We start from the raw sequence: 14,019 nt of genomic DNA, 5'->3' as shown, positions 1-14,019 counted from the left end.
GCCGCGCTCACCCAGCCGAGACCTTCACCGTCCAGGCCCCCGTGGCCGTCCGCCCCTCGACCTCGATCCGCACATCGGCGTCCGGCACCGTGAAGCTCTCCCCCACCCCCACCGGCGCGTCCGCGAGCGGCGGATACACCGAGTCGCCCCAGCAGGCCTCCGTGTCCGGGTGGGCGTCGACGACCTCGACCGGGCCGCCGCCGGACGGCGCCTCGTTGCGTACGTGATAGACGAGCACGCCCTCGCTGCAGGTCGAGTGGTCGTTGCCCTCGGCGCCCCGGGCCTCGATCGCGATCGCGCTGCCGTGGCCCGTGCGGACGACCACCAGCTTGGTGCCGCCGACGCCACCGCGCGCCGGCCTGACCGACAGCGGCTCCAGGGTCAGCCGCCGCTCCCCGCCCGACACGCACACCACCTGCCGCGGGTCCAGCCAGCCGAGCTTCCACTTGTGCCAGCCGAAGAGGTCGGGGGAGAGCCCGAACTGGCTGCCCATGACGTCCCAGTCGCCGACGTGCGTGTCCCAGTCGCCCTTGCCGTCGGTCGGCCGGTGGTAGAGATCGGGCAGGTCGAAGACGTGGCCCGTCTCATGGGCCAGGACGTTGCGGTCCGGCGGGTGCCGCTCGAAGACCGTCACGATGCGCCTGATGTCGGAGTCGTCGGCCCGCATCGGCCGGTCGAAGTTGACGACCTTCGTCGCGTCCGAGTCGACGCCGGGCGCGTCCGGGTCGGCGACGAGGTAGACGACGTCGTAGCGGGAGAAGTCGACGCCCGGGTCGGCCGCGGCCACCGCGTCGCGCAGATAGGCGCTGCGCCGCGACGCGTTCCAGTCGCGCTCTATGGCGTACGAGGTGGAGTCCTCCGGCATCTCGACCCACTCGCGCCGCGGATGCGGGCGCAGCGCGAACTTGCCGTACGAGGCGCGGTCGAAGAAGTCGCTGGTGGCGGGGAAGTAGTCGGCCGCCAGTTCGTCGGGGTCGGTCAGTGGCGGGGAGTCGGGGAAGGAGAGGAAGATCATCACCGCGTCGAGGTCCCGGTCCGGGCGGGGATAGGCGGCGTTCCAGGTGTCGAGGCCCTCCGAGTGGTGGGCCGATGTGCGCTGCAGGGCGCACGGGCCCGCCGTGGTCTTGGCGATGGCGGGCCCCGCGACCAGACCGGTGGCGGCGAGGGCGGTCAGGGACGTGAGGGCGGCGGCCGTGCTGCGCAGCCGGGGTCTCTCCCCTCCACGGGTGAGTCCCCAGGGGGGTAGCTGACGCGGCACGTCGACCTCCGGGTGCGGAATACGGGGCATCCCACCCACCCTGAGGTGCTTTAATCGCATTCGCCCTGTTTGCCTGGACCAGCCGGGTGAGAGCACCGTCCGAGCGCTCACGGAACGTCACAAGTGGTCGTCGTGCGAAGGAAGCGACGCAGGGGCGAGCAGAAACGATCTGTCGCCCGGCGCGCCCCGGCACCACCCGGCGCTCGCACCGGCTCCGCGCACGCCGCGACCGCCACGCGACGCCGTGCCGCGGCTGGAAGCGCCCGCTGGCCTGCCCCTATGATCGGCACTCTTTCCCGCGCGGGCCCGGCCTCGCCGACCCTGCGCGTGCCCGGCCTCGCCGAACAACTGCACTGCGGGAGCAAGCGGTGAACGGAACGTCTAAAGGCCCCCTGCCCACAACGGCCACAGCAGTCACAGCGCCCGGCCTCGCCCGGGCGCCCCTCACAGAGCGTGGCCGCCGCGAGCCGGCCGACCACCGGGCCGCCTTCGCCGCCGCCCCGCTCGCCCTCGCCGTGGTCGACGCCGAAGGCCTCGTCATGGACGCCAACGACGCGCTCGCCGAGCTGCTCGGCGAGTCCCCGGACGAGCTGAGCGGCCGCCTCGCCGCCGATCTGGTGGATCTCGCGTCGGACGCCCGCACCTGGCACGCATACCGCGAAGTGCTCCGCGGCCGCCAGGCGAAGCTGCGCTGCACCCGGCGCCTGAAGCACCCCGACGGGCACTCCCTATGGGTGCAGCTCACCGTCTCCCCCATGCCCGGCGGCCGCACGGTGCTGCTCGCCGCCACGGACATCAGCGCGCGCCGCGAGCTCCAGGCCCGGCTCCGCCACCTCCAGATGCACGACCCGGTGACCCGGCTGCCCAACCGCAGCCTGTTCTTCGAGCGGCTCGCCGGGGCACTGGAGGCGGGTGCGTACGACGACACGGGCACCGGACGGATCGGCCTGTGCTACCTCGACCTCGACGGGTTCAAGGCGGTCAACGACACCCTCGGCCACCGGGTCGGCGACCGGCTCCTCGCCGCGGTCGCCGAGCGGCTCACGCGGTGCGCCGACGACGCCGGGTACGGCAGGACCGCGGCGCCGCTGGTGGCGCGGCTCGGCGGCGACGAGTTCGCGCTGCTGGTGGAGGACTCCACGGGCACCGACCAGTTGGCGGATCTCGCCGACGCGGCGCTCAAGGCGCTGCAGGCCCCCTTCGACCTGTCGGGCCAGCGGCTGTCCGTGTCGGCGTCCATCGGCGTCGTGGAGCGGCGGGCCACCGGGACCACGGCCACCTGCCTGATGCAGGCCGCCGACACGACGCTGTACTGGGCGAAGGCCGACGGCAAGGCCCGCTGGACGCTCTTCGACCCCGAGCGCAACGCCCACCGCATGACCCGCCAGGCGCTTGCCAGTTCACTGCGTCCCGCCGTCGACCGGGGCGAGTTCGTCCTGGACTACCAGCCGCTGGTGGGCCTCGACGACGGCCGGCTGCACGGGGTGGAGGCACTCGTGCGGTGGCAGCATCCGCAGTTCGGGCTGCTCACGCCGAATCGGTTCATCGGATTGGCGGAGGAAGACGGTTCGATCGTCCAACTGGGCCGCTGGGTACTGCGTACGGCGTGCCTCCAGGCCCGGCAGTGGCAGCTGGACCACCCGGAACGGCCGCCGGTCTTCGTGAGCGTCAATGTCGCCGTGCGCCAGGTCTGGGACTCCGACCTGGTCGCCGACGTCGCGGAGATCCTCGCCGAGACGGGGCTCGCCCCCGAACTCGTACAACTGGAGCTCACCGAGTCCGCCGTGATGGGCTCGGCGGGCCGGCCGCTGCAGGCGCTGCAGTCGCTCAGCGACATGGGGGTGCGCATCGCCATCGACGACTTCGGCACCGGGTACTCGAACCTGGCGTATCTGAGCCGGCTCCCGGTGTCCGTCCTGAAGCTGGACGGCTCTTTCGTACGGGGTTTCCAGTACGACGCGGAAGCGGGCGAGGCGCACATCAACCCCGCCGACGAGATCATCGTGGAGGCCCTGGTGCAGCTCGCGCACCGGCTCGGGCTCACGGTGACCGCGGAGTGCGTGGAGACCGCGTCCCAGGCCTCGCGGCTGCGGGGGATCGGGTGCGACACGGGTCAGGGGTGGCTGTACTCCCGGCCCGTGGCGCCGGATCGTATCTCCGCGTTGCTCACCGGGACGTGACGGCTATCCCTTGGGCAGTCCGTACTCGTCCGCGATGAGTTCGTAGCTGCGCAGGCGCAGTTCGCCGCTGTGCGCGTTGGCCGTGATCATCAGCTCGTCGGCGCCGGTGCGCTTGGCGAGGTCGTCCAGGCCGGTGCGGACCTGGTCGGCGGTGCCGTGGATGACGTTGGAGTTCCAGCTCCTGACGAACTCCCGCTCCATCTCCGTGAACTCGTGCGTCTCGGCCTCCTCGGGGGTGGGGACGAGGCCGGGGCGGCCGGTGCGCAGCCGGACCATGTTCAGGGCGGCGGCCATGATCTGGCGGCGGGCCTCCTGCTCCTCGTCCGTGGCGAGGGCGGATACGCCGATGAGGGCGTACGGGGCGTCGAGGACCGCGGAGGGCTTGAACGACTCGCGGTAGAGGTCGAGCGCCGGGACCGTGTTCTGCGCGGAGAAGTGGTGCGCGAAGGCGAAGGGCAGGCCGAGCGCGCCGGCGAGGCGGGCGCTGAAGCCGGAGGAGCCGAGCAGCCAGATCGGCGGGCGGTTCGGGGACTGGACGCCGCCGGGCGAGGTGGCCTGGACGGGGCCGGGTACGGCGTGGATGCGGGCGTAGGGATGCCCGTCGGGGAAGTCGTCGTCGAGGAAGCGGGTGAGCTCGGCGAGCTGCTCGGGGAAGTCGTCCGCGCCCTCATTGAGGCGGTCCGTCCTGCGGAGCGCGGCCGCGGTCGCGCCGTCCGTGCCGGGGGCGCGGCCGAGGCCCAGGTCGACGCGGCCCGGGGCCATCGCCTCCAGGGTGCCGAACTGCTCCGCGATGACCAGGGGGGCGTGGTTGGGGAGCATGACGCCGCCGGAGCCCAGGCGGATGCGGGTCGTGTGGGCCGCCAGGTGGGCGAGGATCACCGCGGGCGACGAGGAGGCGACTCCCGGCATGGAGTGGTGCTCGGCCACCCAGTAGCGGTGGTAGCCGCGGGTCTCCGCGAGGCGGGCGATGTCCACGCTGGTCCGCAGTGCCTGGGTGGCCGTGCGGCCGGCGCCCACGGTCACCAGGTCCAGGACGGACAGCGGGACGGGGGCCGTTCCCTGCCGGGTGCCTCGGATGTCGTCGGTCGGGTCCACGGTCACGGTGCCCTGCCTCCTGCTGGGGTGAGTTCTTGCTCCGCAGGGTGCGAACAGGAGGGTGGCTCCGGTTTATTCCTTCGGCTTTCCGTGGGTGGGTGGGACAAGGCTTTCCCGCCCACCCACCCGATTGCCCCGCAGGGTGGGCGGGGAAGATCCGGCGATTGCCCCGCAGGGTGGGCGGGAAAAAATTCGCCGCGAAGCGGCAGGGAGAGCTAGCCCTTCACCTGGACCAGCGGCTCCTTCGTGAACAAGGCCCCCAGCATCGGTGCGTTCACCCTGCGTGTCGCCAGGCGCAGGGCCTCCCAGACCGTTACCTGGTTGGCCGTCAGGACCGGCTTTCCCAGTTCCTTCTCCAGAGCCCGGACGTGCGCCGCCGTGTGCAGCGCCGTGTCCGGGAGCAGCACCGCCTCCGCATCGGGGTGGTCGCCCGCCAGGGCCATCGCCTTGACCTCCTCCCAGCCCCACGTGCCGACCTCCGCCGCCGTGATGATGCCGCTCCCCCGCGTCGAGACGACCTCGGTCCCCGCGGCGTTCAGGAACGCGGCGAAGTGCCCCGCCACGTCCTCCGGATACGTCGCCGCGATCGCGACCCGGGTCGCGCCCACCTCACGTACCGCATGGGCGAAGGCGAACGACGTGCTGGACGCCGGGAGACCCGCCGCCCGGGCGAGCGCGCGGACCTGGTCGTGCGCGCCCTCCCAGCCGAAGACGAAGCTCGCGCTGGTGCACGCCCACACCACCGCCTCCGCGCCGGACAGGCGCAGCTCCTCGACGCCCGCCGCGAGCCGCTTCGGCGAGCCCATCTCCAGGAGCGCGTCGACCCGGTGCGCGTCCTCTCCGATGTCCGTGTGGACGACCTGAAGACGGATGTCACTGCCCAGCATCTGCTCCATGCGGGGGTAGTCGTCCTCAGCCGAGTGACCCGGGTAGAGGAAACCAAGTGCGGTCACTTCCAGCCTCCTTCAAGGCAGCGGTGGTGGTCCTTCGGGCAGCCCCTGGGGCGGGTCGAGCGGCATGGCGTCCGGCACCGCCCCGGGACCGGGGACGGTGCCCGCGCCCGGCCTCGCGCTCGGGCTGATCAGCGCCTGGTAGGGCCCTACCGCATGCGTACCCAGCCGGCGGAGGGCGGACCACATCGTCACCTGGTTCGCGGAGATGACCGGAACCCGCAGCTCGGCCTCCAGCTGTGGGATGACGTCGTACGTGGGGAGGTTGGTGCAGCTGATGAACAGCGCGTCGACGCCGCCCTGCACCGCACGCCGCGCCATGTCGGCCACGTCCCGGTAGGGCACCTTCCAGATGTGCCTGGTCAGGCCCAGATAGGCGCGGCCGATGACGGTCACCCCGGCCTCGGCCAGATAGTCCTCGAGGGACTGGGTGACCGACCAGGTGTAGGGCGTGACGAGGGCGATGCGCCGCGCGCCCAGGTCGTCGAGCGCTTCGAGCAGCGCGCCCGACGTCGTGACGGAGGTGACCGCGCCTTCGCGGGTCATCGCCTCGCACATCGCCCGCTCACCGGCGATGCCGCCGACGAAACTGCCCGATGTACAGGCGTACGCCAGGACTTCCGGCTCGGCGGCGCTCAGCGCGCGGACCGCCTCGCCGAGCGTCTCGTGCTCGCTGACCAGGCGCGCCAGGTCGAGGCTGACCTCGACGGGCACGTACGGAGTACGTGTCAGATGGAGGGAGACCTCGTCGGGAACCCAGCGCCAGAGTTCCCGGTCGAGGGCGAAGTCGAAAGGGGCGACGACACCTACACCGCGCTGAGGGTGTGGTCCGCCGAGGAAGGAGACGTCCATGAGCAGGCCCCAAGTTCGTGCGTGCGTGCATTGGAGGGACCGGCCGGGGGCCGGGAGATGATGCGGAACCGGCGACGCGCCGGGACGTCGGGACGGGGCAAGATGCGCCAAGAAAGCGCTACAGAGAGTGCTATGACCTCGTACGGAGAGTACTCAGTTATGGGGTGCTTGTGATAGAGCACCTCTGTTGACGAAGGTAGTTTCAGGTGCGAGCGTGGTCAATCCGCGCATCTCAGACGGCCCTGGCCGACACGTATCTCAGGGAAGCGGACTCTCATTGCGAAACGGTTTCTCCCCGATGTCCGATTCGACGCCCGATGCGGCGGCTGATGCCGCGGCCGCCACGGTCCTCGTCCTCGACGCCCCCTATCCCGCCCCGCCGCCCCGCCTCGGCAGCCTCACCGGGCGCGCCCGGATCCTGCACGCGGACGCGGACACCCTCGCGGAGCAACTTCCGCTCGCCGATGTGCTGCTGGTGTGGGACTTCCTCTCGGACGCGGTGCGCGATGCCTGGCCCGGCGAGGGGCCGAGACCCCGCTGGGTGCACACCGCGAGCGCGGGCGTGGACCGCCTCATGTGCCCCGAACTGGCCGCCTCCGACACCGTGGTCACCAACGCCAGGGGCGTCTTCGACCAGCCGATCGCCGAGTACGTGGCCGCGCTCGTCCTGGCGATGGCCAAGGACCTTCCGCACACCCTGCGGCTCCAGGGCGAGCGGACCTGGCGGCACCGCGAGTCCCAGCGGGTGGCCCGCACGCGCGCGTGCGTGGTGGGTTCAGGCCCGATCGGGCACGCGATCGTCCGTACGCTGAAGGCGCTGGGGATCATCACGGCGCTGGTGGGCCGCAAGGCGCAGCACGGCGTGCACGGCACCGAGGAGCTCGACCGGCTCATGGCGCGCGCCGACTGGGTGATCTGCGCGGCGCCGCTGACGGACGCCACGCGCGGCATGTTCGACGGGCGGCGGTTCGGCATGATGCAGCCCTCCGCGCGCTTCATCAACATCGGGCGCGGCGCGCTCGTCGTCGAGGACGATCTCGCCGCCGCTCTGGCGAACCGGTGGATCGCGGGCGCGGCGCTCGACGTCTTCGAGCACGAGCCGCTGCCCGCGGACAGCCCGCTGTGGACGGCACCGGGGCTCATCGTGTCGCCGCACATGAGCGGGGACACGGTGGGCTGGCGCGATGAACTGGGCGCGCAGTTCGTCGAGTTGTACGAGGAGTGGGCGGCCGGGCGGCCCCTGTCGAACGTGGTCGACAAGAAACGTGGGTATGTACCCGGGCATTGATCCACGGCCCCATCCCCTCTGCACCGAGGAGCGTGCATGACCGAGCTCACGGATCTCTCCGCCGGACAACTCGTCGACGGCTATCGCAAGGGTGAATTCAGTCCGGTCGACGCGACACGGGCCGCGCTGCGCAGGGCCGAGGAGGTGCAGCCCGCCGTGAACGCGTTCGTGCGCATCGACGCCGACGAGGCGATCGCGGCGGCCGACGCGAGTGCGGAGCGGTGGCGGCGGGGCGAGCCGCGGGGTCTTGTCGACGGGGTTCCGGTCTCCGTCAAGGACATCCTGCTGCAGCGCGGCGGGCCCACGCTGCGGGGCTCCAAGACCGTTCGCGCGGAAGGGAGTTGGGACGAGGACGCGCCTTCGGTGGCCCGGCTCCGGGAGCACGGCGCGGTGTTCATCGGCAAGACGACGACGCCCGAGTTCGGCTGGAAGGGCGTCACGGACAGCCCGCGGAACGGGGTCACGCGCAATCCGTACGACCACTCGCGCACCGCGGGCGGATCGAGCGGCGGCAGTGCGGCCGCCGTGGCGTACGGCGCCGCGCCGGTGTCCCTGGGCACGGACGGCGGCGGCTCGGTGCGGATCCCCGGCGCGTTCTGCGGGATCTTCGCGCTGAAGCCGACGTACGGAAGGGTGCCGCTGTATCCGGCCTCGGCGTTCGGCACCCTCGCGCACGTCGGGCCGATGACTCGGGACGCGGCGGACGCGGCGCTCCTGATGGATGTGATCAGTGGCCCCGACTGGCGCGACTGGTCGCAGCTGGGCCCGGTCGCCGGCAGCTTCCGGGCGGGCATCGAAGGCGGCGTACGCGGTCTGCGCATCGCCTACTCGCCCTCGCTCGGCGGCCAGGTGGCGGTGCGGCCCGCGGTCGCGTCGGCGGTGCGGCGCGCGGTGGAGTCACTGGCCGCGCAGGGTGCGTACGTCGAGGAGACCGACCCCGATTTCTCGGAGCCGGTGGAGGCCTTCCACACCCTGTGGTTCAGCGGCGCGGCGCGGGTGACGCAGCATCTGTCGCCCGCACAGCGGGAGTTGCTCGACCCGGGGCTGCGGGAGATCTGCGCGCGGGGCGCGCGGTACAGCGCGCTCGAATATCTCGCGGCGGTCGACGTACGGATGGAGCTCGGCCGCCGGATGGGCCGTTTCCACTCGACGTACGACCTGCTCGTCACTCCCACGCTGCCGATCACCGCCTTCGAGGCGGGAGCGGAGGTACCGAAAGGTTCCGGTCATCGCCGGTGGACGGGGTGGACGCCGTTCACGTACCCCTTCAACATGACGCAGCAGCCGGCGGCGACGGTGCCCTGCGGGGTGGACGGCGAGGGGCTGCCGGTCGGGGTACAGATCGTGGCGGCGCGGCATGCCGACGCGCTGGTCCTGCGGGCCGCGCATGCGCTGTACGAGGCGGGCAGCGCGGGAATCGCGCCGCCCGCGGTGAGCTGACTTTCAGGCCCGGTCTTTCAGGCCCGGCGGAACTGCTGGTCTTCAGGCCCTGCGGAAGTTCAGCGTCTCCCCCTGCGCGCCACCGCGCCACAGGTCGTTGCAGGCCTCGGCCATCTGGTCGAGGCCTTCGACGACCTGGCCCCAGACGATGCCGGGGACCCAGCCGACGTCGCCGTTGAGGAGCAGGTTGTTGCGCTCGTAGAAGAGGGCGAGGTCGACGACGGTCGCCCCTGCCTTGACGTCGGCAGCCGGTTCGTACCCATAGGCCTGGGTGCCCAGCTGCGTACCGTTGAAGGAGAAATAACAGAGGTCTCCGGGGATGGGCGTGACGGTCGGGTTCTCCAGGGGCGGCTCGCGGTCTGCGAAGGCCGGAAAGAGGGCGTAGATCTCATTGCGGGCGTACTTCGCGTGATAGACGTCCTCGCCCAGAGGGAGTGCGTCCCACACCGCCGCGCAGGTGATCGGCGCCCGGTCGTCGAGCAGCTTTGCCGTGCACTGAACTCCCCGCTTGGCGAGGGAGACTTCGATGAATCGGTCTGCCATGTGTCCCATGCTCCTCCCTGGGTCAAGAGGACAACGATTGCATCAGGGGCTGAAATTGGCCCGCATATCTTGTGTCGAGTCGGGTAGTCGCGCGCCCATGGCTCCACCACATGAGAACAACGAGGGATTCACAGGCAGGCTCAGCCGCCGCTCCCTGCTCGCAGGGGCAGCGGCGGTCGGGGCGATCGGGGCTGCGGGGTGCACCAAGGTCCCGGAGGAAGGGAAGGTCGAGGGCGGGGATCTGCTCAGTCGGCTCCGCGATGCGGGGACCGTGAGGATCGGCGTGGCGGGAGAACTCCCGTTCGGCTATATCGACAAGCAGGGCGAGGTCACCGGTGAGGCGCCGGAGATCGCCAAGGTGATCTTCCCGCGGCTCGGCGTACCGAATGTCACGGCGGTTCCCACCGAATTCGGCGCACTGATCCCGGGGCTCACTCAGGCGCAGCAGTTCGATGTCGTGTCCGCGGGGATGTACATCAACCCCGGCCGCTGCGAGCGCGTGTTGTTCTCCGACCCCGACTACCTGATGCTCGATGCCTTCATCGTGAAGAAGGGCAATCCGCACGGGATCAAGCGGTACGAGGACGTCGTCAAGAAGAAGCTCAAGATGGCGAGCGGCACCGCGTACGCCGAGATCGACTACGCGAAGGACGCGGGAGTGAAGGACATCCTCATCCTCCCGGACCCGGTGGCCGGCCTCGACGCGGTCGTGCAGGGCCGGGTCGACGTCTTCGCGGGCACCGCCATCACCACCCGGGACGTGGTGAAGGGCAGCAACCGGGCCGAGGTGACCGAGGCCTTCCAGCCCGAGCTGGGCGGCAAGCCGGCCTACGGCGCGGGCGGATTCGCGTTCCGGCAGTCGGAGAAGAACCTGCGCGACGCCTTCAACAAAGAGCTGCACAAGATGAAGAAGAGCGGCGAACTGCTGCGGGTCGTCGGCAAGTTCGGCTTCACCAAGCAGGAGATGACCGACCTGACGCTCGAGGATCTGTGCCCACCGGTGAAGGGAACCTCCTCATGATGACGGCGGACTTCATCGAGAAGTGGTTCCTGCCCGGTCTCTGGATCACCGTGCAGATCACGGTCTACAGCGCCGCGCTGGCCTTCGCGATCGCCTTCCCGATCGGTGTGCTGCGTACGTCGCGGTTGTGGATCGTACGTTTCCTGGCCGGGACCTACTTCGAAGTCTTCCGCGGCACGTCGGCCCTGGTCTTCATGTTCTGGATGGCCTTCACGGTGCCGATGCTGTTCGGCTTCAGCTTCATGCCGATGGCCGCCGGTGTGCTGGCCCTTGGCATGACGTACGGGGCGTACGGTTCGGAGATCGTGCGTGGCGCCCTTGCCGCCGTGCCGGTCGCGCAGCGCGAGGCGGGGGTTGCGCTGAACTTCACCCCGGCGCAGCGCCTGCGGAAGATCGAAATCCCGCAGGCCTGGCCCGAGATGCTGCCCCCGTTCAACAACCTGCTGATCGAGCTCCTCAAGGGCACCTCGCTGGTCTCGCTCATCTCGGTGGCCGACATGACCTTCGCGGGCAACCTGTGGCGGCTCGTCACCGCCGAGAGCGCTCCCGTCTACACGGTTCTGCTGGTCGTCTACTTCATCCTTGCCTTCCTCCTGACGCGCGGGATGCGGCTCCTTGAGCGGCACGCGAAGTCGAAGGTCGGCCAGGCGCCCGAGAAGCTCGGCCTCTTCAGCGGGCTGCGCTCCAAGTCGTCGATCGACGCCGTGACCGGTACCGGGGGTGCCAAGTGAGCTGGGACTGGTCCAACGTCGAAGACTTCATGCCGCACTTCTGGGACGGGGTGCTCGTCACCCTCCAGGCGGTGGCCTGGAGCACCCTGATCGCGTTCTCGCTCGGCCTGCTCTGGGCGGTCGCGCAGCGTTCCGACCATAAGTGGGTCCGCTGGCCCGTGACGGCTGTCACCGAGTTCATCCGGAACACCCCGCTGCTGGTGCAGCTGTTCTTCCTGTTCACCGTGGTTCCCGAGTTCGGTCCCACGATGTCGCCGCTCACCACGGGCATCGTCGGCCTGGGCCTGCACTACTCGACGTACACCGCCGAGGTCTACCGGGCGGGCATCGAGGGTGTCCCCGTCGGCCAGTGGGAGGCGGCCACGGCGCTCAGCCTGCCCAAGCGCCGCACCTGGACCGCGATCATCCTGCCGCAGGCCATCCGCCGCGTGATCCCCGCGCTGGGCAACTATGTGGTGTCCATGCTCAAGGACTCCCCGCAGATCGCCGCCATCGGCGCCCTGGAGATGCTGGGCGAGGCCAAGGGATTCACCCAGGCGACCTTCACCTACGAGGCGATCACCATCGTAGGTATCGCCTTCATCGTCATTGCCTACCCGGCTTCCGTCCTTCTCCGAGTCTTGGAGCGTCGCCTTGTCCGCTGACAGCAGCACCTCGAACGAAACCGCCAACCCGACGGCGGACGGCAGCGAGCTGATCCGCTTCGACAAGGTCACCAAGCGCTTCGGCAGCCATGTCGTCCTCGACGAGCTCGACTTCTCCGTCGCCTCGGGCAAACACGTCACGCTGATCGGACCATCCGGATCCGGCAAGACGACGATCCTGCGGCTCCTGATGACCCTGATGAAGCCCGAAGAGGGCACGATCAAGGTCGGCGGCGAGTACCTCACGCACGAGAACAAGAACGGCAAGCTCGTGCCGGCGAGCGAGAAGTACATCCGCGAGGTCCGCAAGAACATCGGGATGGTCTTCCAGCAGTTCAATCTCTTCCCGAACATGAAGGTCCTGCGGAACATCACCGAGGCGCCGGTCCAGGTGCTGGGCCTGTCCAAGGACGAGGCCGAACAGCGCGCCCGCGAGCTGCTCGACCTGGTCGGACTGACCGAGCACATCGACAAGTACCCGTCCCAGCTCTCCGGCGGCCAGCAGCAGCGCGTAGCCATCGCGCGCGCTCTCGCGATGCGCCCGCAGGTGCTGCTCCTGGACGAGGTCACGTCCGCGCTCGACCCGGAGCTGGTGGCCGGTGTCCTCGACGTTCTCAGGGACATCGCGCACACCACGGACATCACGATGCTCTGCGTGACGCATGAGATGAACTTCGCCCGTGACATTTCGGACCAGGTCCTGATGTTCGACTCGGGCCGGGTCATCGAATCCGGGACGCCGGAGAAGATCTTCACCGAACCCGAGCACGAGCGGACCCGGGAGTTCCTGAGCGCAGTCCTGTGACTCCCCGCCGTAATCGCCCAGGCTATGGCCTCGGATGGTGACTCTGGCATATGCCAAGGTGGCGCGTTCCTGCCGAGAGGGCCGGAGCGCGCCACCAATCTTCCCAACAGCCGCTCCTTATCGGCCTCTTGGCGGTTATCGTGGGACGGAGCCCAGCTGTCCGGAACCGTTCCACGCAGGGGGAAGCCGTGGCGCTGAAGCATGAGCCGACCACGCCACAGCGCTCGGTGCAGAGCGCACTTCGAGTGCTTGAGATCGTCGCCCGGCGGGGAGCCGGAGTGACCGACACCGAGCTCGCCCGCCAGACCGGCCTTCCCGCGCCGCAGCTGACCACCCTGCTGCGGATGCTGCGCCGCGAGGGTTACGTCGAGCAGATCGCCGACGGTGCGTACGTCACCGGAGAATCCCTCAACCGCCTAGGCTCGGCCCACCGCCGCGACCAGGCGCTGCGCCAGAAGCTCAAGGAGACCCTGGACGGGCTCCGTGACTCGATCGGCGCCGCCGTCTACATCAGCCGGTACGAGGACGGCGAAATCAAGATCACCGACTTCGCGGACGGACCCGGCACGCCCAAGGTCAACGAGTGGGTGGACTTCCGGTCCTCCGCGCACGCCAGCGCGGTCGGCAAGAGCCTGCTGACCCAGCTCGACCTGAACGGCCGGCGCGATCACCTCTCCCGCCACAAGATGGCCCGCCTCACCTCGCGGACGATCACGAACGAGCGGGTCCTGCTCAACCACCTCGCCGCCCAGCCCGCCACGGTCCCCGTCCTCGACCTCCAGGAGTACGCGGTCGGCACGGTCTGCGCCGCCGTCCCCATCACCGCGGGCTCCGCGGTCGGCTGCCTCGCCCTCTCCCTGCCGGTGGAGCACGCGCACCGGCTGCGGGAGGCCGCGGACACGCTGAATCGCGGGGCGGCGCCGGTGCTGCTCTCGCTTGCGATCTAGGGGCGGCGCCTGGGCCGCCGCCGGGGACCGTCCGGCGCGGTCCGGAGCACCCTCCGGGACCAGGTATTATTTTTGAGTCAGCAGGCGCCGCTAGCTCAGTTGGTTAGAGCAGCTGACTCTTAATCAGCGGGTCCGGGGTTCGAGTCCCTGGCGGCGCACAGACGGTGAGAAGCCCCCCGCGGAAGCGGGGGGCTTCTCGCGTATATCCCTCGCATAACCCTCGTATATCCCTCGCACCGGTGAGGACAGCTCCCGGCGGGCGTCG

General features: G+C 70.1%; 13 protein-coding genes and 1 tRNA gene. 9 read left to right on the top strand and 5 right to left on the bottom strand.

Going from position 1 to position 14,019, the window contains the following annotated elements:
* Nucleotides 1-7: 7 nt before the first annotated feature.
* Nucleotides 8-1,288 carry a M6 family metalloprotease domain-containing protein gene (locus OG453_RS10255; RefSeq protein WP_266866665.1) on the bottom strand — a complete coding sequence of 427 codons (1,281 nt, stop codon included), beginning with the start codon at nucleotides 1,286-1,288 and terminating at the stop codon, nucleotides 8-10.
* A 338-nt stretch (nucleotides 1,289-1,626) separates the two neighbouring features.
* Between OG453_RS10255 and OG453_RS10250 the strand changes: the two genes are divergently transcribed.
* On the top strand, nucleotides 1,627-3,438 hold the full coding sequence (locus OG453_RS10250) for a bifunctional diguanylate cyclase/phosphodiesterase (protein WP_266866663.1): 1,812 nt from the start codon (nucleotides 1,627-1,629) through the stop codon (nucleotides 3,436-3,438).
* A gap of 3 nt (nucleotides 3,439-3,441) precedes the next feature.
* On the opposite strand, the gene OG453_RS10245 is transcribed toward OG453_RS10250, so the two are convergent.
* The 3 genes from OG453_RS10245 to OG453_RS10235 form a co-directional block, all read right to left on the bottom strand.
* A complete protein-coding gene (locus tag OG453_RS10245) occupies nucleotides 3,442-4,533 on the bottom strand; it encodes an LLM class flavin-dependent oxidoreductase (RefSeq protein ID WP_266869787.1) in 1,092 nt (363 codons plus the stop codon).
* 215 nt (nucleotides 4,534-4,748) lie between these two features.
* Nucleotides 4,749-5,486, bottom strand: a complete 738-nt coding sequence (locus tag OG453_RS10240; RefSeq protein WP_266866661.1) for a decarboxylase — start codon at nucleotides 5,484-5,486, stop codon at nucleotides 4,749-4,751.
* A gap of 12 nt (nucleotides 5,487-5,498) precedes the next feature.
* The gene (locus OG453_RS10235) at nucleotides 5,499-6,335 is read right to left on the bottom strand and encodes an aspartate/glutamate racemase family protein (protein ID WP_266866659.1); all 837 of its coding nucleotides are present in this window, start codon (nucleotides 6,333-6,335) and stop codon (nucleotides 5,499-5,501) included.
* 298 nt (nucleotides 6,336-6,633) lie between these two features.
* Between OG453_RS10235 and OG453_RS10230 the strand changes: the two genes are divergently transcribed.
* Together OG453_RS10230 and OG453_RS10225 are read left to right on the top strand one after the other, a co-directional pair.
* Nucleotides 6,634-7,623 carry a D-2-hydroxyacid dehydrogenase gene (locus tag OG453_RS10230; protein ID WP_266866658.1) on the top strand — a complete coding sequence of 330 codons (990 nt, stop codon included), beginning with the start codon at nucleotides 6,634-6,636 and terminating at the stop codon, nucleotides 7,621-7,623.
* A gap of 36 nt (nucleotides 7,624-7,659) precedes the next feature.
* The gene (locus tag OG453_RS10225; RefSeq protein WP_266866656.1) at nucleotides 7,660-9,063 is read left to right on the top strand and encodes an amidase; all 1,404 of its coding nucleotides are present in this window, start codon (nucleotides 7,660-7,662) and stop codon (nucleotides 9,061-9,063) included.
* A 42-nt stretch (nucleotides 9,064-9,105) separates the two neighbouring features.
* On the opposite strand, the gene OG453_RS10220 is transcribed toward OG453_RS10225, so the two are convergent.
* On the bottom strand, nucleotides 9,106-9,606 hold the full coding sequence (locus tag OG453_RS10220) for a DUF3830 family protein (protein WP_266866654.1): 501 nt from the start codon (nucleotides 9,604-9,606) through the stop codon (nucleotides 9,106-9,108).
* Nucleotides 9,607-9,703: 97 nt separating this feature from the next.
* Between OG453_RS10220 and ehuB the strand changes: the two genes are divergently transcribed.
* From ehuB to OG453_RS10190, 6 genes are all read left to right on the top strand, one after another.
* Nucleotides 9,704-10,627: an ectoine/hydroxyectoine ABC transporter substrate-binding protein EhuB gene (ehuB, locus tag OG453_RS10215; RefSeq protein ID WP_266866652.1), complete on the top strand. Its 924-nt coding sequence runs from the start codon at nucleotides 9,704-9,706 to the stop codon at nucleotides 10,625-10,627.
* Nucleotides 10,624-11,358: an ectoine/hydroxyectoine ABC transporter permease subunit EhuC gene (gene ehuC, locus OG453_RS10210; RefSeq protein WP_266866649.1), complete on the top strand. Its 735-nt coding sequence runs from the start codon at nucleotides 10,624-10,626 to the stop codon at nucleotides 11,356-11,358. Before ehuB ends, ehuC begins: the two co-directional genes overlap by 4 nt.
* Complete coding sequence (ehuD, locus tag OG453_RS10205; protein ID WP_266866647.1) at nucleotides 11,355-12,002, top strand: ectoine/hydroxyectoine ABC transporter permease subunit EhuD; 648 nt, start codon at nucleotides 11,355-11,357, stop codon at nucleotides 12,000-12,002. Before ehuC ends, ehuD begins: the two co-directional genes overlap by 4 nt.
* Entirely contained in the window at nucleotides 11,992-12,807 is an 816-nt protein-coding gene (gene ehuA / locus OG453_RS10200) for an ectoine/hydroxyectoine ABC transporter ATP-binding protein EhuA (protein ID WP_266866645.1), read from the top strand. The genes ehuD and ehuA overlap by 11 nt, the downstream gene beginning before the upstream one ends.
* Nucleotides 12,808-12,995: 188 nt before the next feature.
* Nucleotides 12,996-13,754 (top strand): IclR family transcriptional regulator, encoded by a 759-nt coding sequence (locus OG453_RS10195; RefSeq protein ID WP_266866643.1) that lies wholly within the window; start codon nucleotides 12,996-12,998, stop codon nucleotides 13,752-13,754.
* A gap of 84 nt (nucleotides 13,755-13,838) precedes the next feature.
* A tRNA-Lys gene (locus OG453_RS10190) sits at nucleotides 13,839-13,912 on the top strand.
* Nucleotides 13,913-14,019 lie beyond the last annotated feature (107 nt).

The sequence above is a fragment of the Streptomyces sp. NBC_01381 genome, from assembly GCF_026340305.1.
Classification (GTDB): Bacteria; Actinomycetota; Actinomycetes; order Streptomycetales; family Streptomycetaceae; genus Streptomyces.
The sequence above is the reverse complement of the archived record's forward strand: the minus strand, read 5'-3'. Positions and strand labels throughout refer to the sequence as shown.

What these genes read in the sequence shown, in the direction of transcription:
- OG453_RS10255 (WP_266866665.1), bottom strand. Translation starts at nt 1,288, where the DNA reads ATGCCCCGTATTCCGCACCCGGAGGTCGACGTGCCGCGTCAGCTACCC.
- OG453_RS10235 (WP_266866659.1), bottom strand. Translation starts at nt 6,335, where the DNA reads ATGGACGTCTCCTTCCTCGGCGGACCACACCCTCAGCGCGGTGTAGGT.
- OG453_RS10230 (WP_266866658.1), top strand. Translation starts at nt 6,634, where the DNA reads ATGTCCGATTCGACGCCCGATGCGGCGGCTGATGCCGCGGCCGCCACG.
- OG453_RS10225 (WP_266866656.1), top strand. Translation starts at nt 7,660, where the DNA reads ATGACCGAGCTCACGGATCTCTCCGCCGGACAACTCGTCGACGGCTAT.
- OG453_RS10220 (WP_266866654.1), bottom strand. Translation starts at nt 9,606, where the DNA reads ATGGCAGACCGATTCATCGAAGTCTCCCTCGCCAAGCGGGGAGTTCAG.
- ehuB (WP_266866652.1), top strand. Translation starts at nt 9,704, where the DNA reads ATGGCTCCACCACATGAGAACAACGAGGGATTCACAGGCAGGCTCAGC.
- ehuC (WP_266866649.1), top strand. Translation starts at nt 10,624, where the DNA reads ATGATGACGGCGGACTTCATCGAGAAGTGGTTCCTGCCCGGTCTCTGG.